This window comes from Caballeronia sp. (genome assembly GCF_028292365.1).
Taxonomy (GTDB): domain Bacteria; phylum Pseudomonadota; class Gammaproteobacteria; order Burkholderiales; family Burkholderiaceae; genus Caballeronia.
The window spans coordinates 20,533-47,004 of record NZ_JAQGMM010000552.1; the positions used below are offsets into that span (position 1 = coordinate 20,533).

The following is a 26,472-nucleotide window of genomic DNA, read 5'->3' on the forward strand; positions in this document are numbered from 1 at the left end:
TCGGGCACCCGCTCAGGCGACCTTAGAAATTCGTGTTGTCCGCGCCCTTGAGCCCGAGCATCGCGCGGGCCTCGTCCGGGGTTGCGATATCCAGCGAAAGACCTTCTATGACCTGGCGAATCTTCACGACCTGCGCAGCGCTTGATTCAGCCAGTTTGCCCGCTTCGATCCAGAGCGAATCCTCAAGCCCGACCCGCACGTTCGAGCCCTGCGCCACGCCCAGCGTTGCAAGCGGAATTTGATTACGTCCGGCACCGAGGATCGACCACACATAGTCGCTTCCGAATAAGCGGTCGGCGGTACGGCGCATGTGCATGAGGTCTTCCGGATGCGGCCCGATACCGCCTAGCAGGCCGAACACGCTTTGCACGAAGAACGGGGGTTTCGCGAGACCACGGTCAACGAAATGCGCCAGGTTGTACAAGTGCGAGATGTCGTAGCATTCGTACTCGAAGCGCGTACCGTTCGCGCCGCATGACGTGAGGATGTATTCAATGTCCTTGAACGTGTTCTTGAAGATCAGGTCGCGGCTATTCGCCAGATGCTGGCGCTCCCAGTCGTGCTTGAATTCCTTGAAGCGGTCGAGCATGGGATAGAGACCGAAATTCATCGAACCCATGTTCAGTGACGCTACCTCCGGCTTGAAGTGGTGAGCCGGTTTTAACCGCTCCTCCACCGTCATGTGCGGACTGCCGCCGCTCGTGATATTAATCACCGCATCGGTCTCGGCCTTGATACGCGGCAGGAACTGCTGGAACACGGCGGGGTCTTGCGTGGGCCGGCCGTCGACGGGATCGCGTGCATGCAGGTGCAGGATGGCCGCGCCTTCTTTGGCAGCAGCAAGCGCTGCGTCGCCGATCTCTTGCGGTGTAACCGGCAAATACGGTGACATCGACGGAGTGTGGATTGCGCCCGTGGGAGCACAGGTAATAATGACTTTACGCTTGGTTGCCATGCTGTAAGCCCTCGTCGGATAAGAACAGCGTTCAGAGCAGGTTCAGAGCACTTCTACGTTGCCGCACACCGAGATCGCCTGCCCCGAGATGCCGCTGCCTCCCGGCGAGCACAGGAATAGCGCGGTCGCCGCGACTTCTTCCGGCGTGGTCATGCGGCGCAGGGAAATCTTCGCGAGATACTCTTTTTCCATCTGCTCGTAAGAAAGACCCAACTGTTGCGCGCGCGCGGCGATCACCCGTTCAATTCGCGGCCCCTTCACAATGCCGGGCTGGATTGCGTTGACGCGAATGTTGTCCGGTCCCAATTCAATGGCGAGACTCTTGGTGAGACCGACAACCGCCCACTTGGTCGCCGAATAAGGCGTGCGGTACGCGTATCCGAGGCGCCCCGCCACCGATGACAATGCAATGATCGACCCGCCATCGCGCGCCTGGCGCAGCAGCGGTACCGCGCGACGTGCGAAGTAGAACTGAGCATTGAGGTTCACGTCGACGGTCTGTTCCCAGTCACCCGTGTCCATCTCGTCGATACCGCCCGTGGGACCCGCAATCCCCGCGTTATTGATCAGCACGTCGAGGCCGCCGAGCTGCGCGTGCACATCGTCGAATACGCGGTCGACCGCCGCGCGGTCCGACACGTCCGCGAGCGTCGTGGTGATCGCGTTCATCTCGGTGTTCTGTTCGGCTTCGTTGAGCGAGACGATGGCTTGCTGGCTCGAGTCGCAGACATGCACGCGCGACCCGGCGTCGACAAAAGCGCGCGCGATCACCAGACCGATACCCGACGCGCCGCCCGTGACCAGCACGCGCAATCCCGCGTGCGGTTTCAACATTTGTAGAACCGACATGCTTTGTCTCCCTCGTTATTTTTTGGCCCGGCTCACGAACCCAAATCAACCGGAGGCCCGGGCCGCTTCCCTGCTCTCCAAGCGTTCCCGCAAGTCTGCCGCCGCGCCGCCAATGTCCTCCTCAATGCCCGTCCGCGCGCCTTCTCCGTCGCCTTTCCAGAGGGCATCGACAATCTTGCGGTGCGCCGCCATGGACAACCTCATATGCGGGATGTCCGGTGCCACCAGGTTCAGGAACGGGCCAATACGCATCCAGAGATTCTGAATGGTCGCGAGCGTCAGGTCGCTTGCACCATGCGTATAGATTGCTATATGGAATTCGAAGTTGCTGCGCAGGTAGGCGGGTACATCGCCGGCTTCCACGTGGGCATCCATGGTGTCGAACACGGCTTGCAGCGCGTTCAAATGGTCCTTGGTCATCCGCGATGCCGCCCGCTTCGCCACGCAGCCTTCAAGCGCGATCCGCACGTCGCGTAGTTCTTCGAGCAGGTCCAGCGTCATAGGCGGCACCATCAGCGCGCGGCCTGGACCGTCGATCAACGCACCTTCAGCTTGCAGTCGCGTGAGCGCGGCGCGTACCGGCATGGTCGATGAACCCACTGCCTCCGCCACGCCACGCAAGCTCAACGCCTGACCGGGCGCGAACCGCCCTGTCATGATCGCCTCGCGCAACTGAGCGTAGACGCGGCCAGCCATGGTCTCGCGTGCCACCAACTCGAGCGGCAGCGCGTCCGCGCTTGTTTCACGTGTCGTCAATTAAGCAGCTCCTTACGAGATATGTGACCTGTGATCACACCGTAAGAAGAAGTTTGGTGCTCTTGCGGTTCTTAGTCAACCTTCAAGTAGTAGGGGAAAACGCGACTGCCGTGGGCGCCTGAGCGAATGATTCGGCCAAGGTAGTTTGCCAGGCGCAGCGGGAGCCAATGACCGCTTCAGGTGTGCGCGGACGACTCGTACGCGACAGTCAGCGTTCAGGCGGAGTCGTCATGACGCGAGCCGACGAGCGTTGAAGAGCGCGGGTGCGATCAGCCTAGCCGCTTAAAGTCCCACCGCAGCCGGATTCATTTCGATGTGCAAAACCACCAGCCACAACTTCGGACAATCGGGCGCGATCTTGAGCGCCGGGTTGGTCTTGTCCACGGGCGTGATACAGCCCTTCTCGCGCGCCAGCAAATACGCGCGCCGTGCGTCTGACTGCAGCCACATGCTGACAAGGCCGCACGTCAGGAAACTGAAAATGGTCGTGACGATGGTTGGAGCACTCGGGTCCAGTTGCTGCACCGCGTAGGCGAATGCCAAAGTCAGCACCTGGTTCGCCACGATAGCGACGCACACCACCTTCGCTATGCCCCTGATCCGCATGGCTGTATGAAGCTTCAACACGATTAAGTACTCTTCACTGAATTGACTAAACGCTGGCGAATGTTAGTTCGTTGATTGCCGTGCTCTTCGCCGTATTTATCGACGTGTTTTGGTCACGCTTACCTAGTGAACCATCGTCACCGGTGTTTGCGTGCTGCGCCACAACTTGTTCATCACCCGCCAGCGGGTAAAAAAGCCCAGGTGACTGGCGTCGACCAGAACAATGTCCGAGCGCTTTTCAGCCGCGCGCGCTGCAATGGTTCCAGCCACTGGCCCAAACACACGCGACCAGTGATACGGAACCCCCGCGTCGTCCAGAATGGCGCGGGTCTGGCTGAGCGCGCTCAGCATCGCGCGTTTTTCCTGCAAGCGCAGCGAGCCGCGGGAATGAAACGCACTGGCGTGCCCCTGCTCCGGAGATTCAAGCACCTCCATCAACTCAACCTCGGACACGCAGTGCTCGGAGAACAGAAAAACCGCATGCCGCGCGGCCTGAAGTGCGCCGTCCTTGTTTATCACCGGTATCAGTACCCGTAACATAAGCGTCCCCGTGTCCGCGATCACTACAACTTGATTACAGCAGCTCCCGTGTTAAACATGAGCAGAGTTTCGAGCTCGCCGCGTAAAAATTGTGTCAAGGCGACCTTGCAAGCGCAACCTTGGCTGTACCGCCCGGTGGGGTCTGCAGGCTGGCCGAGAATTGCCTCATGCGAAAAGCCACGCGTTGGGCATATCCCTTGCCACCACCGCTGTATCGTTTGAGCGCGACACCCAGGTCGCCGCCCGACGCATCAAGATACTCACGCAGGATCGACGAACCTATCCGTACATTCTCGGCGGGTTCGGTTAGATCGTTGCCCGATGCAAATACCTGCGGATGAGCAGTCGGGAGGATCTGCATCAGCCCCTGCGCGCCGGCAACGCTGACCGCCTGCCGGTCGAATCCTGACTCGGTTGCAATGACCGCGAGCAATAGCACGGGTGACATTGCATATTCGTTCGCCGCGCTGATGACCGCACGTGCAATCAGCGTGCCCTCCCGCCGGGCCACCCGGAACTGCCGCCATAACACCGCGGCTACATCTGCAACCTGGAGCGATTCGCCCGGTGAGAATTCAACGCTTGCCGATATTTGCCCGTCCGGCACTAATCCGTCATGGGTTGCGTCGTTTGGGTCAGTTGCGTCGTTTGCGTATGCCGCGCTTGCGGACATGAACAAAAACGCGCAGAGGGCAAGTTTCGCGCGCAACCGTCGCCTCGACTCTTCTGACTGATTCCCATGCATCACGGCCCCTTCTCGTTTGCGTCCGGGAAGGCTACGCCGTCCGGCATATCGGTCGGGATAAAAGCGGACCGAACCGTATCAAGAACGCATCAAGACGCGAGAGCTCAGCGCCGCATTGATGAAAGCTATACGCTCTCCTATGCTAATTAAACGCCGTCATTGCGCGAGCAGAGCGACACTTTTGGTCTTCCTCAAGAGAGTCAACAACATGCACGCCCTGGCGTTCTGGAAGCGCACTCCCAGACAAAACGAGCCGGATCACGACGGCACACGATCGGACATTGCTGGACGGCAAACGCGTCGGCGAACACTGCTCGCTGTATCGCTTAGTGGTACGGTGGTCGCGGCCGCCGCCATCACCTTGGGTCTGCCCGCGACGGGGCTGGCGGTTTATATCGCGGCTACCCTGCCCTTTGCACTCTTCCCATAAGCGGAGATTGAAAAGGGAATATTGAACGGCGCCAGACAGCGCGTAACGAACGACTATTGCGCGCCCACAAGCCTGTATCCGACCCCGGTCTCCGTCACAATATGAACCGGCTGCGCCGGATCAAGCTCCAGCTTGTGGCGAAGGTGTCCCATATATACACGCAGATAATGCTGGTTCTCCACATAAGCGGGGCCCCAGACTTCGCGCAGCAATTGCTGATGCGTGATCACTCGCCCGGCATGACGTACCAGCGTAGTCAGCAGCCGGTATTCGATCGGCGTGAGATGAATCACGTCACCATTACGCGTGACACGCCTCTCCGATAGATCCACCGACACCAGCCCAAACCGGACCTGCGGCGTCTCCTGCTGACCGCCGCGGTTACGCCGTCTTAGCTGCGCACGAATTCGCGCGAGCAACTCCGACACACCAAAGGGCTTCGTCAGATAGTCGTCCGCTCCCGCATCGAGTGCTGCCACCTTCGCGTCTTCGTGAGTGCGTGCCGAGAGTACGATCAACGGCTGTTCGGTCCAGGTACGCAGTTCACGAATCACATCGATACCGTCGGTATCCGGCAAGCCGAGATCAATGACAATAAGATCCGGCAGCCGAAAAGCCGCTTCACGCAAACCCTGCTGTCCCGTTTCAGCTTCGAACACGGTCATGCCCTGCGCTTCAAGCGTACTTCTAACGAATCGGCGAATCTGCTTGTCGTCTTCTATGACAACAATGGTCAACGTAGGCTCGCTCATGGAGTATCCGTATGCACGGCAGCGTCCGGCCCGTCGCCATCTTCCTCAGGAAGCGCCTCGAACGGAGGCGTCTGATCAGCCGGCAACGTGAACCAGAACCTTGCGCCCAACACTTTCCCTTCCCCATCCACCCTGTTCTCCGCGCCGATCTTTCCACCATGCGCCTCGACAATCGCCCGGCAGATTGCGAGGCCCAGACCAATCCCTGGCTTGGCGGATTCCTTCTCTCCACGCGTGAACTTATCGAAGAGCGTTTGTTGTATGCCCGGAGCCAGGCCCGGGCCGTTGTCGTCGACGCAGACCCTCACGTAGCGCTCGCCCGACTGCTGTTCGACCGCTGCGTGGATGGATAACGACGAATCGCGCGGCGTGTATTTCGCCGCGTTCTCAAACAGGTTGGCGAGCAGCCGTTCCATCAGAACCGCGTCCAGTTGTATCAGCGGAAGGTCCGGCGGAACGCGAACCTGCACCGTGTGCCCGGCAAGCGTGCGGCGGCATACAGCGAGCGCCGCACCGACTACCTCTTCGAGCATCAACCACTGCCGGTTCAGGCGGATGCTGCCTGCCTGGAGTCGGGCCATGTCGAGCAGATTCGTTACGAGCCCGCTCATGCGCAGTGCTTCTTCGTGGATTGCGTGAACCAGTTCGCGGGCGGTGTCGGCCGAGCCGTTGTGAATGCGCTGCTGCTCCTCCAGCACCGAAGCGAATCCGACGATCGATGTCAACGGCGTGCGCAAGTCGTGTGAGATAGCCGACAGCAACGAGTTGCGCATGCGCTCCGACTCCATGTTGACCAGCGCATCCTGCGCTATCTCGACGTAGTGGACACGTTCAAGCGCGAGTGCGATCTGGGAAGCGAATGTGTCGATCATGCGTTGTTGTTCAGGGACCGCAAGCTCGGCTGCGTGAGCGGTGATAAGCGCCATCACACCGCGTGTACGCATCGGCGCCTTGAGCGGCAGATAAAGCGCGTTGCTGGCTGGCAGCGTGTCCGTGCCGCGCCCCGCAGGCTTTTGCTGGTCGTAAACCCATTGGCCGATGTCGAGGTCGAGATCGGCGGCGTCGAGCGTGAATTGCGGATTCGGATCATCGACTTTCTGGCGGATCTTTTCCGTACTGTCGGGCAGCAAGATGGCGACCTTCGCCTGGAAGATTTCGCCTACGTGGCGGGTCCCGATTTCGATGATCTGTTCGGTCATCAACGCGCCACCCAGTTCACGCGTCATGGCATACATGGCGCCCGTGCGCCGCTCGCGTAACGATGCTACCCGCGCCTGACGCCGAAGATTCGAAGTCAGGTGACTGATCGTGAGCGAGGTCAGCAACATCACGAAAAAGGTCAGCAGGTACTGCGTATCTGAAACGGAAAAGGAAAGCCGTGGCGGCACAAAGAAGAAATCAAACGCCGCAACGCTCACGAACGAAAGCAGTACGCCGGGCCCGCGTCCGAGTCGCACCGCGGCAAACACGACGCCGAGCAAATACAACATCACAAGGTTCGTGAGGTCGATATGGCGCGACAGGAGGCTCGCCAATGCCGTGATCGCGACGCCGATGGCAGCCGCGTAAAAGTAGGCGTTGGGCGACGAGCGGGCTTCACTACGAACAGCGGCGAACACCGGGTTACCAGCATCGCGCTCGCGGCTTTCCTTTGCCGCTTTTACGCCCACCAGCGTCACGTCGATATCGTGTGCATGGTGCACCAGTGCTTCGGCAACGGGTCGATCAAAGACACGCCGCCAGCCCGGTGCGTCCGACGCCCCTGCCACGATCTTGGACACATTGCGCATGCGCGCGTACGCGACCAGCGTGGCGGCCGCGTCGGCGCCGTCAAGGGTCACAGTCTCCGCGCCCAGTTCGGACGCGAGCTTGAGCGCATCCAGCGTGCGTTTGCGCCAAACGTCGGGCAGCCGCTGCAGCTTCGGTGTCTCAACATAAACCGCGAGCCAGTCTGCCTTGAGGCTCGCCGCGAGACGCGCGGCCGAGCGCACCAGCGTGGCGCTTTCAGGCCCGGGCCCGATGCAGGCGATGAGCCGCTCACGGGCCTGCCAGATCCGGCTAATGGATTGATCAGCGCGATACTCGCGCATCTGCGCGTCCACGCGGTCAGCTGTCCGACGCAGCGCCAGTTCGCGCAGCGCAATCAGGTTGCCCTTGCGAAAAAAATTCTTTACCGCGTTTGCCGCTTGCTGCGGCATATAAACTTTCCCATCCCTCAACCGGTCGAGCAACTCTTCGGCGGGCAGGTCCACGAGCGTGACTTCATCGGCGAGATCGAACACCCGGTCCGGCACGGTTTCCCATACGCGAATACCCGTGATCTGCCCGACGATATCGTTCAGGCTTTCAAGGTGCTGGACGTTGACGGTGGTATATACATCAATGCCGGCGTCGAGCAACTCGTACACGTCCTGCCACCGTTTAAGGTGACGGGCGCCCTGGACGTTTGAATGCGCGAGTTCATCGACAAGAATCAGTTGCGGCTTGCGTGCAAGCGCGGCGTCAAGGTCGAACTCGGGCAGCTTCCGGCCGCGGTATTCGTACAGCGTCAGCGGTACGGCATCCAGCCCCTCCACCAGCGCAAGCGTCTCCTTGCGGCCATGTGTCTCGACAATCCCGACAACCGTGTCGACCCCTTCTTCACGGCGACGGTGGCCGGCCTGCAACATGGCATAAGTCTTCCCGACACCAGCCGACGCGCCGAAGAAAATCTTCAGCCTGCCACGCTGCTTTTTCTCTTCGTCACGCTGGATCTTGTCGAGCAGTTCGTCGGGATCGGGTCGGTCCATATCAGCTTGCGGGTTTCATTTCGTCAAGCGCCAGGTTCAGCTTCAGCACGTTCACGCGAGCCTCCCCAAGAATGCCGAACTGACGGCCGCTGGTTGCGCGTTGAACCAGTGCGTCGACATCGTTGTGCGTCAGCTTGCGTGCCTTGGCGACACGATCGATCTGATACGCAGCGGCCGCCGGGCTGATCTCAGGATCGAGACCACTGCCTGACGATGTCACGAGGTCAACGGGGATCGGCGCCGTGTTCGTCGGGTCTGCGTCGTGCAACGCGCTGATGCGCCCCTTCACTTCATCTGCGAGCGCCGGGTTCGTGGGCCCGAGGTTCGAAGCACTCGAACCTTGCGGGTTATACGGATTCGGCGACGTGGCCGACAGACGGCCCCAGAAATAGTTGGGTGAATCGAATTGCTGGCCCAGCAGTTCAGAGCCGACCGGCTTGCCGTTCTTCTCGATCAGGCTGCCGTTTGCCTGGCTCGGAAAGGCGGCATGGGAGACAGCGGTGACCACGACCGGATACACCAGCCCGGTCACAACGGTCAATGCCGCGAACAACACAAGCACAGGTCGAAGGATATTTTTCATGATGATTCAATCCAGTTAGATTGTAATGAGACCGAGGGTGGCAGCGGCCGGGACTGCAGCAAGCAGACCCGGCCGCTGCCTGGTCGATCAGGCCCAGCCACACGCCGTCAAAATCATGTCAATGAGCTTGATGAACGGGAACGGCAGCAAGATCCCGCCGAGGCCGTACACCAGCAGATTGCGGCGCAGCAGTGCCGCGGCACCCAGCGGCCGGTATTTCACGCCCTTCAACGCCAGCGGGATCAAGAACACGATGATCAGCGCGTTAAAGATCACGGCGGACAAGATGGCGGACGACGGCGATGTCAGATGCATGACGTCGAGCACACGCAATTGCGGGTACGTCGATGCAAACGCGGCCGGGATAATGGCGAAGTACTTGGCCACGTCGTTGGCGATCGAGAACGTCGTCAGCGAGCCGCGCGTCATCAGCATCTGCTTGCCGATCTCGACAATCTCGATCAGCTTGGTCGGATTCGAATCGAGGTCGACCATGTTGCCGGCTTCCTTCGCCGCCTGCGTGCCGGTGTTCATTGCCACGGCCACGTCGGCCTGCGCCAGCGCCGGTGCGTCGTTGGTGCCGTCGCCGGTCATCGCAACCAGCCGCCCTTCCGCCTGATAACCACGGATGGTCGCCAGCTTCGCCTCAGGCGTCGCTTCCGCGAGGAAGTCGTCAACCCCTGCTTCAGCCGCGATCGCCGCAGCCGTCAGACGGTTATCGCCCGTCACCATCACGGTCTTGATACCCATCTTGCGCAGTTCTGCAAAGCGCTCCTTGATGCCGCCCTTGACGATGTCCTTCAGCTCGATCACACCGAGGACGCGCGCACCTTCTTCGCGACGGTCGGCGACCACCAGTGGCGTGCTGCCGCGACGCGCGATTTCATCAACCGCATTCGACACTTCCTGCGGATAACGCCCGCCATGACGTTCAACGTAGGACTTGACCGCGTCGGCCGCGCCCTTGCGAATCTCGCGATCGGGCAAGTCGACGCCGCTCATGCGCGTCTGTGCGGTGAAGCCCAGGAAGGTCGCATGGAGCGTTGCCATCTCGCGCTGGCGAATGTTGAAGCGCTGCTTGGCGAGCACGACAATACTGCGTCCTTCAGGCGTTTCGTCAGCCAGCGACGACAGTTGCGCAGCGTCGGCCAGGTCCTGCTCCGAGAGACCCGGAGCCGGCACGAAGCTGGATGCCTGACGGTTGCCCAGCGTGATCGTGCCGGTCTTGTCGAGCAACAGCACGTCGACGTCACCCGCGGCTTCCACTGCACGGCCGGAAGTCGCGATCACGTTAGCCTGCATCATGCGGCTCATACCGGCCACACCGATGGCAGACAACAGACCGCCGATGGTCGTCGGGATCAGGCAGACCAGCAACGCGGCCAGCGCGGTGATCGTCACCACGTGACCGGCCTTCACTGCGCTGACCGAGAACATCGAGAACGGCAGCAGCGTGGCAGTCGCGAACAACAGCACCAGGCTCAGTGCCACGAGCAAGATGGTCAACGCGATTTCGTTAGGCGTTTTTTGACGCTTGGCGCCTTCCACCATCGCGATCATGCGGTCGAGGAACGCTTCGCCCGGATTGACCGTCACGCGCACCACGATCCAGTCCGACAGCACACGGGTACCGCCGGTCACCGCGGTAAAGTCACCGCCCGATTCGCGGATCACCGGCGCAGATTCGCCCGTGATTGCAGACTCGTCGACTGAAGCCACGCCGTCGATTACCTCGCCGTCCGCCGGGATGACATCACCCGTTTCGATCAGCACGATATCGCCCTTGCGCAACTCCGTTGCCGTCGTAATGCGCAACGACGACTTCGGATTTGCCGACTCCAGCTTCTTCGCCATCACGTCGCGCTTGGCGCTGCGCAGCGACGCCGCCTGCGCTTTCGAGCGGCCTTCGGCCAGTGCTTCGGCGAAGTTCGCGAACAAGACCGTGAACCACAGCCACAGCGAGACCGCGAGAATAAATCCTGCCGGCGCTTCAGCCTGGCCCGCGAGGGCCGCGACCCACAACACCGTGGTCAGGATACTGCCGATGTAGACGCAGAACATCACCGGGTTACGCAACTGCGTACGCGGGCCTAGTTTCCTGAACGAGTCCGCAATCGCCGGCATGACAATGGCGGGGTCGAACATCGAACGTGCTGCCGAGCGTGAACGGCCACCCGAACCACCCGGCTCCGGCGTTTTCTCCGGTGCCTTGTTCGGCGTTTTCACTGGCGGTTTGACAATTGTGTTCATACTTTCCTCTGTATCAGTGACCGCTTATTTGCCCGAGAGCATCATCAGATGCTCGACCACGGGACCCAGCGCGAGCGCGGGTACATATGTCAGTGCGCCGACCAGCACGACGGTGCCGAGCAACAACACGACAAACAGCGGACCGTGGGTCGGCAAACTGCCGGCCGTGGTGGCAATACGCTTTTTAGCGGCAAGCGCACCGGCAATAGCCAGCACCGGGATGATCGAACCGAAGCGGCCGAACCACATGGCAATGCCGGTCGAGATGTTGTAGAACGGCGTGCTTACCGTGAGACCCGCGAAGGCGCTGCCGTTGTTGTTGGCGGCAGAGCTATAGGCGTAAAGAATCTCGGAGAATCCGTGCGGCCCGGGGTTGGCTATGCCCGCGGTACCCGCTGCCGTCAGCACGCCGATCGACGCACCAAGCAGCACCAGGAACGGCGTCAGCAACACGACGATCGCCACCATCTTCATCTCGTACGACTCGATCTTCTTGCCAATGTATTCAGGCGTGCGACCGATCATCAGGCCGGCGACGAACACCGCGAGCATGGCGAAAACCAGCATCCCGTATAAGCCCGAACCCACGCCACCGAAGATCACCTCACCAAGCTGGATCAACAACAGTGGTACGAAGCCACCCATGGGCGTCAGCGAGTCATGCGCGTTGTTCACAGCACCGCACGATGCAGCCGTGGTAGCGACCGTGAAGATGCCCGACTGCGCAATGCCGAAGCGTGTTTCCTTGCCCTCAGTATTCCCGCCTGACTGCATCGCGGATGCGCTTTGGTCCACATGCAGCGACGCGAACAGCGGATTGCCGGCCTGCTCGAATGAGATTTCACCCCAGCATGCAATGGCAAACGCGATGGTCATCGCAGCGAGGATTGCGTAACCCTGCCGCTTGTCACCCACCATGCGTCCGAACACCACGCACAACGCCGCCGGAATGATCAGCATCGAGAGCATCTGGACGAAGTTGGAGAACGGAGTCGGGTTTTCGTACGGATGCGCGGAGTTGGCGTTAAAGAAGCCGCCGCCATTCGTACCGAGCATCTTGATCGCTTCCTGCGAGGCAACCGGGCCCATCGCGATCGTCTGCTTCTCGACCTTGTTGTCCACCATCACCGGATTACCCTTGGCGTCCTTGACCGCATTGCCTTGCGCGTCGGTCTTCGGCGTCTGGTAGATCGTCGTCTGAAGCGTGCCGACGTCCTGGTACGACTCGAAGTTCTGGATCACGCCCTGACTTACGAACACGAGCGCGATAACCGTTGCCAGCGGCGCAAGGATATACAGCGTGATGCGCGTCAGGTCGACCCAGAAGTTGCCGATGGTCGTCGCGGTATGACGTGCGAAACCGCGAACCAATGCAACGACAACGGCAATGCCGGTCGCGGCCGACAAGAAGTTCTGCACCGTCAGGCCAACCATCTGCGAGAGATAGCTTGCGGTCTGCTCAGGCGAGTAGTCTTGCCAGTTCGTGTTGGTCACGAAGCTGACTGCCGTGTTGAACGCACCGTCCGGGGTCATGGGACCGAGGGCCTGCGGGTTGGACGGCAGCCACTGTTGCAAGCGCAGGAAACCGAACACGACGAGCGCGCCGAGTGCGTTGAACGCAATCACAGCGAATGCGTAGTGCTTCCACGACATTTCCGACTTGTCGTCGACGCCCGCGAGCTTGTACAGCAGCGTTTCTATTGGCCGGCCGATGCGTCGAACAACGACTGACGAACCATCGAGCACGGAGGTCATATATCGGCCGAGCGGAATCGCTAGCGCGATCAGCACGACGATAAAAAGGCCCGTTTGAAATACGGTATTGGCGTTCATTCCAGATCCTCCGCACGCAATAGTGCGTACACGAGGTACACGAACAAGAGCAGAGTCGAAGCACCTGCCAGAAACAGCATCCAGGTGGTCATGGGCGACCTCCCGGGGCGCGACGCAGTTTGTCGCAACCGATGGCAAGAGCCGCGCACACTGCCCAAAAGGCGATGATGCCGGCGATATATAGCAGGTCCATTGTTTTGATCTCCCGTAGCGGATTTGGACGTGCTGAAGGTTAGTTGATCGGGCGTAAACGGCCGGAAAAGAGAACTGCCGTGGATATAAAAAAAGTGTAAAGACGCGGGGAGAAGCAGGCGGGGCGCGGGGGGAGTGGCGTACGGGGTATCGTCGCGTGGAGCCGATCTGGGTGGCAGGCGAGCAGCCGGCCCGGTGTGCCGTCATATTAGGCGCGGCGCGACCGGCTGGGGGAGCATGGGACGAACAAAGTCCAACGCAACGGTTGACCTGTGAACGACAGTGGACTGACCTGGACTTGGTCCACTAGGAGCAAATATGCAAACTATCAATATTCACGATGCCAAGACGCATTTTTCGAAGCTTGTCGACGCCGCGGCAAATGGTGAAGAAATTATCATTGCGAAGGCTGGCAAGCCCGCTGCAAGACGGGCACCGATTCAGCATGAACGGATTCCTCTTCGTTTTGGCGGGTTAAAAGGAAAGGTGAAAATTGCCGACGATTTTGATGCACCTCTGCCCGACGACCGGATTGCTGCGTTTGAGGGCCGTTGATGCGTCTACTCCTCGACACTCACATATACCTGTGGGCCGTAACCGATAGCCGGAAATTATCAAAGCACGCGCGCAAACTGATTACCGACGCAGACGAAGTTTTCGTCAGCAGCGCAAGCATAGGGGAAGCATCGATCAAGGTTGGACTTGAGAACGCATTTTTGGTGAATGACCATTTGTCGTTGCCGCGAACCTGTTAAGTTCGGTCGCATTTCGCCAATGAGTCTCCGTCATTCGCAGCCGACTTAACCGGCTGCGCTTCAATCAGGCAGAACTTGTATTACGGCGCAGACGCCGTGCAATCCGCCCAAACGCGTGCCACTGCTGCGCCAACACGCCGTGCCCATAGTCGCGTCCCAAACCTTCCGGCGCAGGCAACTGGTCGCGAATACCGGTGGGTTCAGTCGAACGATTCCACGCCGCCGTCTTGAACAACACATCCCACCACGGAAACAAGACGCCGAAGTTACACCCATAGCGCGTGCCTTCATGACCATAACCAATCGCATGATGCCGCCGATGAAAAGTAGGGCTCACCAGTAAGCGATCAAGGTACGGCACAACCGGCAAGTGCGCATTCACATGCTGGATGCTTTGCAGCACATTGCCAACCGCGACCAGCACAACAAACTGCGATGGCTGCACGCCGATAAAAAGCGAAATAGCTGCGAAGAACGCTGCCTGGATGATGTCATCGAGGAAATGATTGCGGTCGTCCGCCCACAGCGACATCTGTTGTTGACTGTGATGAACCGCGTGCAGCTCCCACCAAACGCCAAAGCGATGTTGCCAACGGTGATACCAGTAACCGGCAAAATCCAGGATCACCAGATAGATCAGGAACGACACGACCGGTTGATCGGTCACGCCGGGCCAGACATTATCGATGTCAATATTCGGTATGTCGTAGATCGCAATCAGGCTTTGCCAGTGATTAAACAGAGGCTGCAACAGGAAGAAGAACGTGAGATTGATAATGCCGAGCTTGGCGATCCATGTGTAGATCACGTCAGCGCGAACCGCCTTCCTGTCCTGCCATGTTTCGATCGGCCGCAGCGCCTCCAGCGGCCGCAGGATCGCGAACGTCAGGAGGATCTCCAGCGCGCCGATGATCACCCAGTAGAGCGCGTCGTATGTATCTTCGTCATAGCCCATCAAACCGACCCTGAAGAAGATCGGCTGGACGACGTCGACGTATAAGAGCGTCTGCAGCGTAGAGACCGCATTGTCCAACTGCGCGACGATTTCAGTAATCATGGGGTTCCTTTAGCGCCACCTGAAAATAAACCAAGCCGAATAAAAACGCTGCGCAGGGTCAGTCCGGATTCGGTGCGTACACCGGCGCCCGGTCCGCAAAATAAAGCCCATGTGGAGAACGTCCGACTGCAATGGTGTCGATCAGCTTGCGGCTGTTGAGATCGATCACGCCAACGTGTCGCGCAAAACGGAACGTCACCCAGAGCGTCTTGCGATCGGCGGACAATTCCATGTCGTCGGGTCCTGGCAATAGCCCACCTATATCCCCAACCTTTTGCAACGTCGTGTAGTCCAGGATGCTGATCGTGCTGGCCACGCGATTCGTCACGGCAACATGTTTGCCGTCGTCAAGATTACGAAAGTTGTGCGCGCCTTTGCCTGTCTGAATGCGTTTGACGACTTGCTGCTTATGCCAGTCGACAACGGCGACATCGTCTTCACCCGTCATGCCCACCAGCAAGTCCCGATCACCCGGCGTCATCCATAGACCCGCCGGCGTGTTTCCAACGGGCATTTTCCACTTGACGGTTTGCGTGGCCAGATCGATTGCGGCAAGCTCGCCCGAGTCCTGTAACGTCACGAATACCGTGCTCGCATCCGAAGAAAATGTCATATGGCTGGGCGTTTTAGCCAGCGGAATACGCTTGACGATAGTAAGGTCGTGGCCGTCGTATTTGTAGATATCGACCCGGTCCAGTCTCAGGCCCGCGGTGACAAACCATTTACGGTCGGGAGAAAAACCGAGCTGGTAGGGATCTTCTATGCCCTCCACGCGCTTTTGTACCTTGCCGCTGTGCGGATCGACAAAGATCAGATCATTCGATACCGAGTCGGCCACAATGAGCGAATTGCCGTCTGGCGTCACCATCAGGTGATGCGGTTCCTTACCTGTCGGCGCGGTCCCCACGACCTTTCGGTTCGCTTCGTCGATCAAGGTGAGTTGCGCTTCACCGGAATCAAGCACGATGACTTTGGAGGCGGCCGGCGTATCCGCCAGCGCGACATTTTGGAAAAGCAAGGTAACAACTGCCGTTACCGAAAGGTTTCTGATTGCAGTGCTAAGCATATTGAAAGGTATTGATAACGAGAATGCCCAAAAGGGCTAAAACTGTGCTCTGATTGCTTAACGCGCTTATTGACCGTCGACTAACAAGCAAGCGACGAGCAAGCGACAAACGCATAAAGCAATTAATGCACTGCATGTGAGACCGCCATGATGACCGCAATCCGGTCCGCATAAAGCGACCTATTATCTCTAACGTATTGAGTCAAGCAATGGATGACCGCGTCCGCACTGAAACCAGCCGATCGATGAGCGACAGTACGACTCTCGCCATGCGTGACGTGCTGGAAGGCCGACGCACGGGCTGGTCCGTGCTCCTGCCCTTTGCCGGACCGGCAGTCGTGGTCTCCGTCGCTTATATGGATCCGGGGAATTTCGCGACCAATATCCAGGCCGGCGCGCGATATGGGTATGGATTATTGTGGGTTGTGCTGTTGGCAAATGTCATTGCCATGTTATTCCAGTCACTTTCCGCAAAACTGGGCATTGTCACCGGGCGCAATCTCGCGGAGCTATGCCGGGATCATTTACCCAAGCCGCTCGTTTATGTCATGTGGGGCGTCAGCGAAGTCGCCGCCATGGCCACCGACCTGGCCGAATTCCTGGGTGGCGCGATCGGCCTGAGTTTGCTTTTTCACATGCCTTTGCTGATCGGCATGACCGTCACGGCGATCGTGACATATGGCTTGCTGTTCTTCGAGAAAGCAGGATACCGGCCCCTGGAACTGATTATTGGCGCATTGGTCGGCATCATCGGCCTGTCTTATCTTGCGGAGCTCTTTATTGCGCCGGTCGCGTGGGCCCAGGTCGGGCTGCATCTGTTCAAACCGGACTTACCCGACGCGCAAGCCGTGACCATCGCGGTGGGTATTGTCGGGGCAACGGTCATGCCGCATGCACTCTTCCTTCATTCGGGACTCACCCAAGGCCGTCATCCCCCCAAGACCGAGGGCGAACGCAAGAGGTTGCTCACGTTCTCTAACCTGGAAGTGATCATCGCGCTGACCATTGCCGGCTTGATCAACATGGCCATGGTCATCATGGCATCCGGCGCGTTTCACTCCGGTCATCCGGAAGTGGCCGAGATCGAGACTGCTTATCACACGCTCGTGCCGCTGCTGGGCATTGCGGCTGCGGGCATTTTCCTGCTCTCATTGATCGCGTCGGGCATTTCCAGTTCGGTAGTAGGAACCATGGCCGGTCAAATGATCATGCAGGGGTTTGTCGGCTTCCGTATTCCGCTATGGCTGCGCCGCGCGATCACCATGGTGCCGAGTTTCATCGTGGTCTGGCTGGGCGTGAACGCTACGCAAGCGCTGGTCATGAGTCAGGTCGTGCTCAGTCTTGCGCTGCCGTTCCCCATGGCGGCACTCGTATGGTTCACGTGTCGCCAGGATGTCATGGGTTCATACAAGAACCGGACGCTGATAAAAACCACCGCGATTGTCGCGGCATGCGCGGTGTTGTCGCTCAACATGATCCTCTTGCTGCAGGCATTCGGCGTGGAAATTCCTGGCTTGCCAAGCGTCTGAGTGACCGGCATCCCGCATGGGGTTCAATGCCGCGCACGCTGCATGAATTACGCACGAACGATCACTTCATGCAGCTTGTTGGCGCATGAAGATTATTGCGTTTTGAAGGGATTAACGCGTGGCATAATCGGCGCCATATCGTCGACCGCCCGGTGTTGATCACAGCATGTTCCGCCGTCGCTTACTGAAGATCGGAAGTATCCTGGGATTGCTTGCAATCCTGATGACTTCGATCGCGCCGACGGTCTCGCACGCGCTAGCCTCGCATGACCGGCTAGGCCAGGCGCTCAGCACGTATTGCTCGGCTGACCCGGCCTTTAGCGAAGCGGACAACAGCGAGTCCTCCTCGCACTCCGGTGCACTGCATTGGCAGGCTTGCGGTTATTGCGGCCTGCTCGCTCACTTCCCCGTCCTGACCGGTTCTACGGTGGCCTTCGCCGCCGTTGTGCCGGTAACCAGTGCTCCGCTTTCCGTGGTACGCGCTACCGTTCGCGCGTTGCCGCTTTTCATTGCCGCCCAGCCGCGCGCGCCTCCCGTCGTTTCCTGACCCACTTCGTGCCTATTGCTCGCGCCGATGACATCGGCGCGATGCCGTGGCGTACCCAAACGCGACGGCTCGCAATAGCGCGCTCACCACGATCAGGACAAAGGAAACACGATGCGTACGCTTCTAAAGCGGCACGCGGCGCCTGCACGCGCCGCTCTTATATGGGCGGCCGGCGCCGCCTGCCTTGCGGGGTCCTCACTTGCCTCGGCACACGCGGTGGTCGGCGACCGGGTCTTCCCGGCGACGATGGCCGTGGACGACCCCGGTGTCGGCGATGAATTCGATTTCCAGTACGGCCACATCAAAAGCCCGACCGACGACGGTGACAACATGAACGTCAACACTGCCTCGTTCGAATGGGACAAGCTGATTACATCGAACCTGGCGTTCAGCATTGGCAGTGCCTATGTCACGCAGAACGCGCCCAACGGCGGCTCCGCGAAGGGCTTCGACAACGTCACGCTCGGCCTGAAATATCTGGCTTACTCTAACGCTCGCCATGAGTTGATGGCATCGGTCGGCGTGAACACGGAACTGGGCGGCACGGGTGCTCACGCGATTAGCGATTCGTCTTCCACCATCACGCCGACGGTTTATTTCGGCAAGGGTTTCGGTGACCTTCCCTCGAGTCTCGGCTTCCTGAAGCCGTTCGCGATCACGGGCGAAATCGGACCTAACCTGACGACGTCGCGATCGTCACCAAACTCGCTGGACTGGGGCACGACGATCCAGTACAGCATTCCGTATTTGCAGCAGCAGGTGAAGGACCTCGGCTTGCCCCAGCCGTTCGCCAACCTGATCCCGGTGGTTGAGTTCCCGATGAACACCTGCACCGCGGGTCCGTGCTCCGGCCATACAACCGGGACCATCAACCCCGGGTTCATCTGGCTGAACCGCTATGGTCAACTAGGTATCGAAGCGCAGATTCCCGTCAATCGCGCATCGGGCAACCACGTTGGCATCCTGCTTCAGGCGCATCTGTATTTCGACGATATCTTCCCTAACTCTGTTGGCAAGCCGCTCTTCTAACCATGAAAATAGCTCTTTTGCACTCTGTCACTGTGCGTACGTTAATCGTTGCCGCCGCGCTTGCGAGTGCGCAACTCGCTCACGCGCATGCTTATCCACAACATCAGGAACCGGGCGCGGGAGCCACTGTGTCGACTTCGCAAAAGGAAGTGGCGATCGAGTTCGACGATGGACTCGAACCTGCATTCAGTTCGATCGCCGTCACCGATGCGCAGGGCAAGCCTGTCACCAGCGCAAAATCAGTGGTTGATCCAGCGGACAAGAAACACATGTCGGTTGCTCTGAATGCGTTGACGCCCGGCGTTTATTCGGTCGCCTGGATTGCCGTCGCCGACGACGGGCATCGCACGCAGGGGCACTACAGTTTCAAGGTTAAATAGGTAAGAATCGAGCGCCGTCGCGAGTTACGCAAGTGTGTGACTTGCGACGACCGGTCTTTATTTTCGCCCCACGCCCTTAAAGAACGTGTAGCAAAACACGCCATCGTCTTGCGTGGTCCGATGCAGATCCCTGATGCCGTCATCGAAATCTTCCTGTTTAATCAGGCCGGCCGATATGGCGGACGTACGCACGCCCTCGATCATCGCGGTGAAGGTCTTGCGCGTGAATCCGTCCACCAGATCGGGCCGGCTCGAGTCCGCGTACACCATGCGCGGCGACACGCGAACCTGACTAAAAGCCGCCGCGTTCATCAGTGGATATAACTGCCGGCCAATAAGCGCGTTTCCGCCGGCTTGCTGTTGCAATGTGATCTGACACTGAATGGCCGCACGAGCCGCCACACTGTCCGGATGAAAATAGGTCGAGCCGTGATCCCCTTCAATGACCGTGACCGTACCGCCCGGCTTGAGCAAACGCTTGAGCCGCGTGAGTGCTTCCATCGGCCGGCCGAGATGCTCCAGCACAAAGCAGACAAAAACGTGGTCGAAAGACCCAGGCTCGAACGGTAGTGAAAAAATATCGGCTTGCTGGAACGTGACGTTCGTCAATCCGGCTGCACGGGTCTTTTGTTGCGCTGCGTCGATAGACTGGGAATTGATGTCAATAGACGTAAATCGTGCAGACGGGCTCCGCGCGGCTAGCGTAACCGTCTGCGCACCGACGCCGCAACCGGCCTCCAGTACGGTGTGACCGGCGGGATAAACCGTGTCGAAGTGCAGCAAGTCAGTGAGCGTTCGCGCCTGGTTTTGCAGGCGCTCGTTCTCATTCGGTTGATAGCCGTGTACATACGCATCCATGAAACCAGACCTCCTTCAAGTAGATGGCCCAGTGTCACGATTTACCCCGGCGCTCGTCTTGAACGTTATTGCAGCGCGCGCACAGCAACCTTCTGCCACGCACCGGGCGTGAATCCAAAATGACGGATAAATAGCCGCGTCATGTGGCTTTGATCCGCGAAACCACAAGCGGCTGCCGCATGCGCCAAGCTTAGTCCATTGCGAATCAGACCTCGCGCCCGCTCGGTGCGCTGCTGCAACAACCACGCATGTGGCGGCACGCCATAAGTCTTTTCGAAGCGGCGCAGCACCTGGTATTTACTAAGGCCGGACATGGCGGCTAGTTCGGTGAGCGTTGGCGGATTAAGCAGGTCGTCGCCCAGCCGCTCGCGGACTCGTCTCAGGTCACCTCCGATTTCCCGGGCGGGTGGAATGGTCGAATAAACGCTCAACAAGAGCACGCAGGTCTGGACCAGAGATTCTTCACACGCAAGAACATGGGTGTTGGCCGATTGCTGTTCCGCGCCGCCACTCTCCACGCGGCGAAACAGTTCCCGCAGTGCAACACCAAGCCTCTCGTCTTCTATGACAGGGCGGGTGAGCGCTATGTCTGCGGCAGTGCGAGACTGAGGATCCCCCAGCATGGAACCGATCACCCCGGGCTCCAGATACACCATGCGCCAGCGACGCGAAGGGCCACCAACCGGACGCCCGTCGTGTACTTCACCGGGGTTGGTCGTGATCAGATTGCCTGCATGAGCCTCGACCTGTCCCTGACCGCTAGCGGAGCTCTGCGCACCGCTCTCCAGCAGCCCAAGACCAAACGTTGCGTGCCAGTGCTTGCCGTAATGACGAGCGCTATTGATGTCCGTGCAATAGACATCCGCCCAAGGCGAGCCGAAAACCCGGCAGGTGTGATCTGGATTGACCTTCATGCCTCGAAGACTATCGCAAGTTGAGCGGAAGTTGAGCGGCGCGTAACCCGGAAACCCGGTAAACCGCCCGCTACCAGCATCGAATCGAATTCAAGCCGGGTTTACCAGAAACGAAATAATAGTTACATAGAAAGATACGATTATCACATTTAGACGGCATTCGACCCGCCCCAATGGCCGCAAATGTTATTGACTCGCCATTTGGGTGATGAGAAGATCACAACATTGTTTTGCGATCAAATAGCAAAAAATCGCAAAAACCATAAAATAATTTCGTCATGCAGACGAAGGAGACAAGCGAGATGAGTGAGCCGGTTGCGGCCGCATCATCGCCTCAGGTTCCGTTGATCCGTGTTGCGGGCGTCACCAAACGGTTTGGCGGCGTGCAAGCGCTTCGCGGGGTCAACCTCGAAGTACTTCCCGGAGAAGTCCACGCGTTACTGGGCGAAAACGGAGCCGGGAAGTCAACGCTGATCAAGATCCTGAGCGGTGTCCATGCTTACGATGAAGGGTCCATCGAAATCGCGGGCAAGCGAGTCGCGTTCGAGTCCCCGGCGCAATCACGCGCTGCCGGTGTGGCCGTCGTCTACCAGGACCTGAGCCTGGTCGAGTCCTTGTCGGTCGGGGCAAACCTGATGCTGGGACGGGAGCCACGCACGCGCCTGGGCTTCGTGAAAAAACGCCAGCTCATGGCCATGGTCAACGACTTTCTTCGTGCCCACGGTATCCCGCTCGACGCACGAACACCTGTGGGTTCCCTCCCCTTCGCTTATCGCCAGATGACGGAGATCTGCAAGGCGTTGATGGGAGACGTACGCATACTGATCCTCGACGAACCCACTTCGGCGCTGACCGGCGGCGAGGAACAAATTCTCTTCGATGCTATTCGCACGGTGACCAGCCGCGGCGTGGGCGTCATCTATGTCACGCACCGGCTGAACGAGGTCTTTCGTATTTCCCAGCGTGTCACGGTGTTCCGTGACGGGCTGAATGTCGGGATGTTCCCAACAGCGGAAACCGACATGAAACAACTGGTGACGGCAATTATCGGCCCCGGCCACGCGGCCTTGCATGCGCGGGAAAGGACCGCTACGGGCTCGGCGGGCGATCTGCCTGCGCAAGCGAACCAAGCGAGGAAGAACGTCGCTGAAGCCGCCCAGCCCGTCCTTACGTTGTCCAAAGTAGGCAACGACCGGCTTCGCGACGTTGATCTCATTGTCGGCAAGGGCGAAGTCCACGGACTTGCAGGATTGATCGGCAGCGGCCGTACCGAGATCCTGGAGACCATCTTCGGACTCAGGGCAGTCGATACCGGCAGCATTGTGATCGACGATCAGGCGATGTCACGAATAACGCCGGCTCTCGCCATCAAACTTGGCGTCGCGCTCGTGCCGGAAGACCGCCATGTGCAGGGCCTGGTTCTCGATCACTCCATAGAACGAAACCTGACCTTGCCGCGGCTGCCACAATTTTCCCGTTGGGGTTGGCTGCGGAGCCAGGCCGCCGTGCAGCAGGCGCAAAGCTCGATGAAAAAGCTCGCCGTCAAAGCACCCGGGTCGTCCACCTACGTCAAGTTCCTGTCCGGCGGCAATCAGCAGAAAGTGGTTTTCGCCAAGTGGGATCACCCGCGGCCCAAGCTGCTTTTACTCGATGAACCCACGGTCGGCGTCGACGTCGGCGCGCGCGAGGAAATATACGGCGTGATCCAGGACGCCGCCCGGGCCGGTACAGGTGTACTTGTGGTGTCGTCGGATCTCGATGAGCTTCTGCGCCTGTGCGACCGGATCTCGATTGTCGTCGATGGCCGCATAGTCAATACCCTGGATCGCGCGCACCTCGGCAACGCCGAAGCGCTGCATCACCTGATTCAGCTTTCCCGTTCTTCCATCGAGCTCGCAACATGAACGACTCTGTCTCGACGCCCGCGACCGACGGGCAAGCCGCCCTATCGCGACGCAGCCGCAAGTGGCAATTGGTGAAACTCCTTTTGCAGGGCGACCGGCCCTATGCGCTCTATTTCGCGTTTGCAATCCTGTTGGTAGTGTTCAGTTTCGCGTCGCCGTGGTTTCTCTCCATCGACAACTTCCTGAACATCGGCCGCCAGACCGCGCTCGTTTCCATCATCGCGATCGGCATGACGTTTGTGATCATTGCGCGGCAGATCGACTTGTCCGTAGGGTCCGCGCTGGCGCTGTCCGGCATGTCGGCTGCGCTTGCAATGGCCCATGTCGGCGACAACTGGATCATCGGCGCCATCGCGGGCATTGGGACCGGTGCAATCGTGGGCGCGATCAACGGCGTTGTTGTCACCCGGCTGAACATTCCCTCGTTCCTCGTCACTTTGGGAACGCTTAGCGCGGCGCGCGGGCTGGCACTGCTGGTCACCACCACGCGGCCGGTCATCATCACCAACGACTCCTTTGTTTCGATCTTCGGCGAGGGCGACATTTTCGGCGTGCCGGTGCCAATCATCTGGACCTTGCTCGCGGTGATTGCAGGCATCTTGCTGCTTCACTACAGCGTATTCGGCCGGCAGATTTATGCGGCCGGCGGCAACCCGACCGCAGCGCTTTATTCAGGCATCAACATCCGGCGCGTGACCACGCTTGCGTTCATCCTCACCGGTGCGCTTGCAGGGCTCGCCGCCCTCGTTCTCTCCGCGCGCTCTCACGCGGCGCGGCCCGATGTCGTGCAAGGACTCGAGCTCGATGTGATCGCCTCCGTGACGCTGGGCGGTTGCAGCCTGTTCGGTGGCAGGGGCTTCGTGCTCGGCACGCTGCTGGGCAGCCTCATTATCGGAACACTCAATAACGGTCTTGTTTTGCTGGGCGTGAGTTCTTCGCTCCAGCTTGTCATCAAGGGGGCGATCATCGTCGCGGCGGTCGCCTTTACAAAGAAGTGACGGGGGATGCCGATCACTCGCGATGCAGTGGGCAGGGGACGCAGTACATCAAAACCAACGGAGGAGAATCATGAAACATCGTCGTGGCTCAAGAATGGTTTTAGCCGGCATGATGGCAGCGGCAGGCGTTGCGGCCCTGTCTTCTTTCGACGCCAGCGCGCAATGCGTGACCGGATTACCGGTTGCATCGATAGGACCGACAACGATCGTCGGGCAAGGTCCGAATGGCGAAAAGGCGGCGTCGGTGGATACGGTGAAACTGAGCGATGCTGACGCGGCCAAGGTCAAGGCCGGCAAGTTCAAGGTTGGCATTTCCATGCAGACCATGAATCTCGACTGGTCGCAACTGCAGGTGCAGGGCATCACCGACACGCTGAAGAAATACGGCGTGGAAGTCATTGGCACGGCGTCGGCCGAGTATCAGGTCGACAAGCAGATTGCGGATATCGAGAACACCATTCAGCGCCACCCGGATGGCATCATCTCCATTCCGGTCGATGGGACCGCGACCGCGGCAACCTACAAGAAGGTGTCGCAAGCCGGCATCAAGCTGGTGTTCATGGATAACGTGCCTGCGGGCCTGAAGCATCCGGAACAATATTCGTCGATGATCTCCGCTGACAGCGAAGGCAATGGCCAGATTGCGGCGAAGGTTCTTGCGTCGTGCGTGCCCAAGGGAGCCACCATAGGACTGGTCAATTTCGGCGTGGATTACTTCAGCACGAAGGAGCGCACCAAGGCGGTCAATGACTGGATGAAAAAGAATCGGCCCGACCTCAAGATCAAGCAAGTCGACTTCACGGACCCGTCGAAAGTCGGGCAGATTGCGGGGGACTTTCTGACGGGTAACCCGGACGTGAAGGGACTGTTTGCCGTGTGGGATCAACCGGCGTTGGACACGCTGACGTCCATGCGAGCGCAGGGCGTGAACATCCCGGTCACCACAGTCGATCTTGGCCTTGAATCCGCGATCGAGATCGCCAAGGGCGGACCGCTGAAAGCAACGGGTTCGCAGCGTCCCTATGACCAGGGCGTGGCCGAGGCAATGGCCATGATGAAGGCGCTCATTGGACAGACGCCGCCGGCGTGGATCGGCGTGCAGTCGTTGGCGGTTGTTCAGTCGAACGTGCTCGAAGCGTACAAGACCGTCTTCAAGAAAGATCCGCCGGCTCAACTCGCGGATGCTTGCACGAAGGCAAAGCCGGCTTGTGGCTGATTGACGCTTGAGTGATGCTTAAGTGATGCCGGCGAAGCATGTTGAACTGCTGCGTGCTTCGCCCGCTTTTCCCTCACGGCTTTGCGAACTATGGGTGTCAACGGGTTAGCGTGACCGGCTAGCCGAGACTTAAAGCGCACGCGAAAGTCGCGTCAGCGTATCAACGGGGTGCCACCCGGCCTTTTCCCAAAAAGCCATGGCGACCTCGTTATCAACCACGACATCCAGATGCACCCATCCCAGGTGATGTTCCCGCAGGCGCTCGATACATCTGTCGATCATTGCCTTGGCGAGGCCTTGACCGCGCGATGCCGGTGCAACCACGACGTGCTGGAGGAATCCGCGGCGGCCATCGTGGCTAGCGAGAGCGCAGCCTACGAGCTCGTTGTCATCGACAGCAATGACGCTCAGTCCCGGGTTTCTGGCAAGTAACCGTTCAATTCCATCGCGGCTATCGGTAATCGGTCGAATGTCGACACCCGGCGTGCTCTTCCACAGTGCAACAACAGCGTCATAGTCAGCTAATACCATTTCTCGAATCTGTGCGCCCATCATCCATCCTGTCAAGAGCTGTTGTTTAACGCCAGGATCTTCCGCTTACGCTTGGTCCCAGCGAAGCCAAGCAATCGTGCCGATCACACCAATCGCCAAATGCGGGATTTTGGCGGCGTTACCCTACTGCTTGGGTTGCTTACGTTCAACATTCTATCTATCCGCCTTGCCGTTTTTCAACCGCCTCACGGTCGAGAAAAACGGCCACTAAAAACCTCGATGGAATAAACCGGTCCGCGCATGTGTTCTCGGTGCGTAAGACGCACGCCTTGCCTCGCTCCGCGGTTTCCCCACTCACCCATGCCTCCGATGAAATTCAGCGACCTTTCCTCCCCTGCTTTCTTTGAAAATCCCTACCCCTTCTACGAGCAGCTTCGCGCAGAAGGC

The 26,472-nt window shown here is 59.3% G+C and carries 26 protein-coding genes and 1 pseudogene; 10 read left to right on the forward strand and 17 right to left on the reverse strand.

From position 1 onward, the window contains the following. Positions 1-22 precede the first annotated feature (22 nt). The 6 genes from JWR14_RS32470 to JWR14_RS32495 form a co-directional block, all read right to left on the reverse strand. A complete protein-coding gene (locus tag JWR14_RS32470) occupies positions 23-955 on the reverse strand; it encodes a 3-keto-5-aminohexanoate cleavage protein (protein WP_299717630.1) in 933 nt (310 codons plus the stop codon). A 42-nt stretch (positions 956-997) separates the two neighbouring features. Further along, positions 998-1,804 (reverse strand): SDR family oxidoreductase, encoded by an 807-nt coding sequence (locus tag JWR14_RS32475; protein ID WP_299717632.1) that lies wholly within the window; start codon positions 1,802-1,804, stop codon positions 998-1,000. A gap of 45 nt (positions 1,805-1,849) precedes the next feature. After that, the gene (locus tag JWR14_RS32480; protein ID WP_299717679.1) at positions 1,850-2,500 is read right to left on the reverse strand and encodes a GntR family transcriptional regulator; all 651 of its coding nucleotides are present in this window, start codon (positions 2,498-2,500) and stop codon (positions 1,850-1,852) included. Positions 2,501-2,842: 342 nt separating this feature from the next. Further along, a complete protein-coding gene (locus tag JWR14_RS32485; protein ID WP_299717634.1) occupies positions 2,843-3,187 on the reverse strand; it encodes a hypothetical protein in 345 nt (114 codons plus the stop codon). 102 nt (positions 3,188-3,289) lie between these two features. Next, entirely contained in the window at positions 3,290-3,706 is a 417-nt protein-coding gene (locus JWR14_RS32490) for a universal stress protein (RefSeq protein ID WP_299717636.1), read from the reverse strand. Positions 3,707-3,800: 94 nt separating this feature from the next. Next, entirely contained in the window at positions 3,801-4,313 is a 513-nt protein-coding gene (locus tag JWR14_RS32495) for a transglycosylase SLT domain-containing protein (protein ID WP_299717638.1), read from the reverse strand. Between the two features lie 346 nt (positions 4,314-4,659). On the opposite strand from JWR14_RS32495, the gene JWR14_RS32500 reads away from it, so the two are divergent. Then, entirely contained in the window at positions 4,660-4,881 is a 222-nt protein-coding gene (locus tag JWR14_RS32500; protein WP_299717640.1) for a hypothetical protein, read from the forward strand. 53 nt (positions 4,882-4,934) lie between these two features. Here the strand turns inward: JWR14_RS32500 and kdpE are convergent, their stop codons facing one another. The 6 genes from kdpE to JWR14_RS32530 form a co-directional block, all read right to left on the reverse strand. After that, entirely contained in the window at positions 4,935-5,633 is a 699-nt protein-coding gene (gene kdpE, locus JWR14_RS32505; protein WP_299717642.1) for a two-component system response regulator KdpE, read from the reverse strand. Then, positions 5,630-8,422 carry a sensor histidine kinase KdpD gene (locus JWR14_RS32510; RefSeq protein WP_299717644.1) on the reverse strand — a complete coding sequence of 931 codons (2,793 nt, stop codon included), beginning with the start codon at positions 8,420-8,422 and terminating at the stop codon, positions 5,630-5,632. The genes kdpE and JWR14_RS32510 overlap by 4 nt, the downstream gene beginning before the upstream one ends. Position 8,423: 1 nt before the next feature. Beyond that, positions 8,424-9,005: a potassium-transporting ATPase subunit KdpC gene (kdpC, locus tag JWR14_RS32515; protein ID WP_299717646.1), complete on the reverse strand. Its 582-nt coding sequence runs from the start codon at positions 9,003-9,005 to the stop codon at positions 8,424-8,426. Between the two features lie 87 nt (positions 9,006-9,092). Next, positions 9,093-11,150, reverse strand: a complete 2,058-nt coding sequence (gene kdpB, locus JWR14_RS32520; protein WP_299717681.1) for a potassium-transporting ATPase subunit KdpB — start codon at positions 11,148-11,150, stop codon at positions 9,093-9,095. Positions 11,151-11,279: 129 nt separating this feature from the next. Further along, the gene (gene kdpA / locus JWR14_RS32525) at positions 11,280-13,088 is read right to left on the reverse strand and encodes a potassium-transporting ATPase subunit KdpA (protein ID WP_299717648.1); all 1,809 of its coding nucleotides are present in this window, start codon (positions 13,086-13,088) and stop codon (positions 11,280-11,282) included. Continuing rightward, positions 13,085-13,180 (reverse strand): potassium-transporting ATPase subunit F, encoded by a 96-nt coding sequence (locus JWR14_RS32530; RefSeq protein WP_299717650.1) that lies wholly within the window; start codon positions 13,178-13,180, stop codon positions 13,085-13,087. The genes kdpA and JWR14_RS32530 overlap by 4 nt, the downstream gene beginning before the upstream one ends. Before the next feature lie 418 nt (positions 13,181-13,598). Between JWR14_RS32530 and JWR14_RS32535 the strand changes: the two genes are divergently transcribed. Both JWR14_RS32535 and JWR14_RS32540 read left to right on the forward strand, forming a co-directional pair. Next, positions 13,599-13,835 (forward strand): type II toxin-antitoxin system Phd/YefM family antitoxin, encoded by a 237-nt coding sequence (locus tag JWR14_RS32535; protein ID WP_299717652.1) that lies wholly within the window; start codon positions 13,599-13,601, stop codon positions 13,833-13,835. Next, positions 13,835-13,984: pseudogene (locus JWR14_RS32540) on the forward strand (PIN domain-containing protein); the annotation flags it as partial. The gene JWR14_RS32535 and the pseudogene JWR14_RS32540, both read left to right, overlap by 1 nt. Positions 13,985-14,099: 115 nt before the next feature. On the opposite strand, the gene JWR14_RS32545 reads toward JWR14_RS32540, so the two are convergent. Together JWR14_RS32545 and JWR14_RS32550 are read right to left on the reverse strand one after the other, a co-directional pair. Next, a complete protein-coding gene (locus JWR14_RS32545; RefSeq protein ID WP_299717654.1) occupies positions 14,100-15,092 on the reverse strand; it encodes a sterol desaturase family protein in 993 nt (330 codons plus the stop codon). A 58-nt stretch (positions 15,093-15,150) separates the two neighbouring features. Beyond that, positions 15,151-16,158, reverse strand: coding sequence for a beta-propeller fold lactonase family protein (locus tag JWR14_RS32550; protein WP_299717656.1), 1,008 nt, complete (start codon positions 16,156-16,158; stop codon positions 15,151-15,153). 209 nt (positions 16,159-16,367) lie between these two features. Here JWR14_RS32550 and JWR14_RS32555 point away from each other — a divergent pair, with 209 nt between their 5' ends. The 4 genes from JWR14_RS32555 to JWR14_RS32570 all read left to right on the forward strand — a co-directional run bounded on the left by JWR14_RS32555 (position 16,368) and on the right by JWR14_RS32570 (position 19,643). After that, complete coding sequence (locus JWR14_RS32555; protein WP_299717658.1) at positions 16,368-17,687, forward strand: Nramp family divalent metal transporter; 1,320 nt, start codon at positions 16,368-16,370, stop codon at positions 17,685-17,687. A gap of 166 nt (positions 17,688-17,853) precedes the next feature. Further along, a complete protein-coding gene (locus JWR14_RS32560) occupies positions 17,854-18,234 on the forward strand; it encodes a DUF2946 domain-containing protein (RefSeq protein ID WP_299717660.1) in 381 nt (126 codons plus the stop codon). Between the two features lie 111 nt (positions 18,235-18,345). Then, the gene (locus JWR14_RS32565; protein ID WP_299717662.1) at positions 18,346-19,263 is read left to right on the forward strand and encodes a hypothetical protein; all 918 of its coding nucleotides are present in this window, start codon (positions 18,346-18,348) and stop codon (positions 19,261-19,263) included. A 2-nt stretch (positions 19,264-19,265) separates the two neighbouring features. Further along, positions 19,266-19,643, forward strand: coding sequence for a copper resistance protein CopC (locus JWR14_RS32570; RefSeq protein WP_277032372.1), 378 nt, complete (start codon positions 19,266-19,268; stop codon positions 19,641-19,643). Positions 19,644-19,700: 57 nt separating this feature from the next. On the opposite strand, the gene JWR14_RS32575 is transcribed toward JWR14_RS32570, so the two are convergent. Further along, positions 19,701-20,501 carry a class I SAM-dependent methyltransferase gene (locus JWR14_RS32575; protein ID WP_299717666.1) on the reverse strand — a complete coding sequence of 267 codons (801 nt, stop codon included), beginning with the start codon at positions 20,499-20,501 and terminating at the stop codon, positions 19,701-19,703. A 65-nt stretch (positions 20,502-20,566) separates the two neighbouring features. Next, on the reverse strand, positions 20,567-21,415 hold the full coding sequence (locus tag JWR14_RS32580; protein WP_277032378.1) for an AraC family transcriptional regulator: 849 nt from the start codon (positions 21,413-21,415) through the stop codon (positions 20,567-20,569). Between the two features lie 302 nt (positions 21,416-21,717). On the opposite strand from JWR14_RS32580, the gene JWR14_RS32585 reads away from it, so the two are divergent. From JWR14_RS32585 to JWR14_RS32595, 3 genes are all read left to right on the forward strand, one after another. Further along, complete coding sequence (locus JWR14_RS32585) at positions 21,718-23,319, forward strand: sugar ABC transporter ATP-binding protein (RefSeq protein WP_299717669.1); 1,602 nt, start codon at positions 21,718-21,720, stop codon at positions 23,317-23,319. Further along, entirely contained in the window at positions 23,316-24,317 is a 1,002-nt protein-coding gene (locus JWR14_RS32590; RefSeq protein WP_299717671.1) for an ABC transporter permease, read from the forward strand. Before JWR14_RS32585 ends, JWR14_RS32590 begins: the two co-directional genes overlap by 4 nt. A 70-nt stretch (positions 24,318-24,387) precedes the next feature. Beyond that, a complete protein-coding gene (locus JWR14_RS32595) occupies positions 24,388-25,533 on the forward strand; it encodes a substrate-binding domain-containing protein (protein ID WP_299717673.1) in 1,146 nt (381 codons plus the stop codon). Positions 25,534-25,662: 129 nt separating this feature from the next. Here the strand turns inward: JWR14_RS32595 and JWR14_RS32600 are convergent, their stop codons facing one another. After that, positions 25,663-26,088 carry a GNAT family N-acetyltransferase gene (locus JWR14_RS32600; RefSeq protein ID WP_299717675.1) on the reverse strand — a complete coding sequence of 142 codons (426 nt, stop codon included), beginning with the start codon at positions 26,086-26,088 and terminating at the stop codon, positions 25,663-25,665. Positions 26,089-26,472: the final 384 nt, after the last annotated feature.